The sequence below is a fragment of the Ursidibacter sp. B-7004-1 genome, from assembly GCF_053654055.1.
Map to the genome: position 1 here is coordinate 1 of NZ_JBSIUP010000069.1, position 2,303 is coordinate 2,303.

The 2,303-nt window shown below is 37.6% G+C and carries 2 protein-coding genes; both read left to right on the plus strand.

Features of this window, described 5'->3' with window-relative positions:
* Positions 1-128: 128 nt before the first annotated feature.
* Entirely contained in the window at positions 129-1,034 is a 906-nt protein-coding gene (gene rarD, locus ACWIW0_RS11205) for an EamA family transporter RarD (protein ID WP_454453382.1), read from the plus strand.
* Between the two features lie 11 nt (positions 1,035-1,045).
* A complete protein-coding gene (gene rarD / locus ACWIW0_RS11210; protein ID WP_454453383.1) occupies positions 1,046-1,912 on the plus strand; it encodes an EamA family transporter RarD in 867 nt (288 codons plus the stop codon).
* The last annotated feature ends 391 nt before the right edge of the window (positions 1,913-2,303 follow it).

Genomic DNA, 2,303 nt, shown 5'->3' on the forward strand with positions numbered 1-2,303 from the left:
ATTTTTCTTGTAGGGACGCACTGAGTGCGTCCGAATGAAGAAAGACTTTATCAATAATCTGTGGTGGGCTTCAGCCCACCCTAAAAGTGTTACGTTTTTTAATATTACAATAACCAACAAGGCTCAAAATGATCAAAGGTATTCTCTGCTCTTTATTGGCATCAATATTATTTGGAGGATTATATTATCTCGCCACATTTTTACGCCCATTAGCAGGTGAAGACGTATTCGGATTTAGAATGTTAGTTACACTGCCGTTCTTATTTCTTGCAGTTGTTTTATTAAAGCAACAAAAAGCCTTTATTGACTTTCTAAAACAGATCAAACAAAACCCCAAATTGATTTTTGCACTTTGTTTATCATCAGCACTTGTTGGTATTCAGATGTGGCTCTTTTTATGGGCTCCGAATAGCGGCAAAGCCATTGATGTATCAATAGGCTACCTACTAATGCCGATTGCAATGGTTGCAGTGGGGAAACTACTATATAAAGAACATCTCTCATTTTGCAAATGGCTAGCGATTTTCTTTGCTTTTGTTGGAGTACTCAGCAACATTCTACTAGCAGGTAAATTATCTTGGGCGAGTGCTTTAGTCGCAACGGGGTATCCAGCTTATTTTATGGTGCGTAAGAAATTCAACATTAGCCATATCCACAGTTTTGTGATTGAAATTGCTTTACTACTCCCGATAGCACTTTATTTTATCAGCCAAGTTGATATGCCAGCTATTCAACAGCAGAATCCGAATATCTATTTTTACTTGCTATTACTCGGTTTAATGAGTGGTGTCGCCCTAATTTCTTATACCCTAGCCAGCACCCTAATTCCTTTTAATGTACTCGGTTTACTCGGGTATATAGAACCTTGTGCAATGCTATTTATCTCATTTCTAATTGGTGAAACACTAAGTCCAGATGCTTATTTACTTTTAATCTGTTTAGGTGTTGCTATCTTATGCTTAATTCTCGATGGCGTATTAGTGTTACGCAAACGTAAACGCATAAAAAACAATGAATATAAAAGGAGTGAGTAAAGGGGGAATTGATGCTAAAAGGGATCACATTTGCCCTAAGTGGCAATATTTTATTTGGACTAGGTTACTATTTCGCCATTCTATTACGCCCATTAAGTGATATGGCGATGTTTGGATTTCGCATTGTGGTGCTTATTCCATTTATTCTTCTTGCCATTTTCTTATTTAAACAACAGCACTTATTCTACGAACTATTGCAAAAAATCCGCCGAAACCCACCGCTTTTACTGGTAGTTTGCCTTCTCGCTCTCAATACGGGCGTACAGTTATGGCTTTTTCTTTGGGCGCCGAATAATGGACAAGCCTTGCAAGTATCAATCGGTTACCTATTGCTTCCACTTGTTACGGTAGTATTAGGAAAAATCGTATTTAAAGAACAATTCACCCGATTAAAATGGGCATCTTTTCTCTTTGCTTTAGTGGGTGTTGTGGCAAATATCGGTTTTTCTGCGGAAATTTCGTGGGCAACTTTTGTCGCAGGCTTTGGTTATCCACTCTATATTATGCTACGCCGTTATTTTCAGATTAACAGCCTTGCCACTTTTTTGGTAGAACTATTACTCTGCTTACCTGTTGCTATTTATTACATCAGTCAAATCGATATGGATAGCATTCTGAGCCAAAATTCATCTCTCTATTATTACCTAGCATTATTAGGTTTAGTAAATGGAGCGGCTTTCATTCTCTTTTTAGGCTCCAGTAATTTATTACCAATGAATGTACTTGGTTTAATTGGCTACGCTGAACCTCTTATTATGCTACTGATCTCTCTCGCTATTGGTGAAGTGCTGAGTTCACAATCCTATTTCTTAATGCTTTGCCTTATTTGCTCTATTTTCTGTTTAACCTTTGATAGTTTCCGAAAAATACCTAAATAAGTTTTTTGTGTAGGGTGGGCTTTAGCCCACTACAGACAGATGACAAACCTCAATTTGTTGTATTCAATAAACGGACACACGCAGTGTGTCCCAGACTGATGACAAACCCCTATTTGTTGTATTCAATTAACGGACGCCAGCGTGGCGTCCCTACATAACAAAATAAAATCTGTTATTTTTCAATTGGTTATAACTTTCCTTGTAGGGACGCCACGCTGGCGTCCGAATGAAAACACTTTGTCAATAATTTGTGGTGGGCTAAAGCCCACCCTACATCTGAACGCAAACGTTTGCGTTAAATTTTGCCTGAAAAACAAGCAAAATTGTAAGTAAATTGTTGTAAAATTTGATGCTATTCTTGTTATTGCCTATAAATAGGCGTAGAATTAAC